Raw genomic sequence first — 1040 nt, 5'->3', positions numbered from 1 at the left:
GAAGATCATTTTGATCGGGCTATTCGACCGACTTCACTTGCCGATTATATCGGGCAACCAGTCGTACGCGAGCAAATGGAAATTTTCATCGGTGCGGCTCGTGGTCGTGGTGAAGCACTCGATCACACACTGATTTTCGGTCCACCGGGCTTAGGAAAAACCACGCTTGCCAATATTATTGCGCGTGAAATGGGTGGCAATCTCAAATCCACTTCAGGGCCTGTTTTAGAGCGTGCGGGTGATTTGGCTGCAATGCTAACTAACCTTGAAGAAGGCGATGTTTTATTTATTGATGAAATTCACCGTCTTTCACCAGTGATTGAAGAAATTCTGTATCCGGCAATGGAAGATTACCAACTCGATATCATGATTGGTGAAGGTCCTGCTGCTCGTTCAATTAAACTCGATTTACCACCTTTTACGCTCGTTGCTGCGACCACACGTGCCGGCTTACTCACCTCGCCTCTACGTGACCGCTTCGGTATTGTGCAACGTCTTGAATTCTATTCTGTAGAAGACCTAACTCATATCGTGTCACGATCTGCAAACCTGATGGATGTACCCATTACAGTTGAGGGTGCAGAAGAAGTTGCACGCCGTTCACGCGGAACACCGCGTATTGCCAATCGTTTATTACGCCGTGTACGTGACTATGCACAAGTAAAAGGTACAGGCGAAGTTAACCATGAAATGGCACAACGTGCGCTTGATATGCTTAATGTCGATAAAGCTGGTTTAGATACCTTAGACCGACGTTATTTAAGTATGTTGTTAGAACGTTTTGATGGTGGACCTGCTGGTGTTGAGGCCCTTGCAGCTGCTATGGCTGAAGATCGCGGAACACTTGAAGATGTTATTGAACCTTATTTAATTCAGCAAGGTTATGTTATGCGTACTGCACGAGGTCGCATTGCAACCAACCAATCTTATTTGCAGTTTGGCATGACGCCACCTGAGCCTAAAAACTAACCAAAGGAAGAGAATTTTCTCTTCCTTTTTTTATTTAACTATTCTTTTTAACTCAAATAAAAATTGTCTTA

1 protein-coding gene is annotated in these 1040 nt (G+C 44.4%); it reads left to right on the top strand.

The window, feature by feature from the left end; translation table 11 throughout:
• The coding region (gene ruvB / locus VXQ92_RS21065) for a Holliday junction branch migration DNA helicase RuvB (protein ID WP_416683076.1) at positions 1-969 on the top strand (969 nt) is incomplete at its 5' end.
• Between the last annotated feature and the right edge of the window lie 71 nt (positions 970-1040).

The organism is Acinetobacter sp. 228 (genome assembly GCF_048147885.1).
This window is presented reverse-complemented; position numbering and strand designations above follow the sequence as displayed.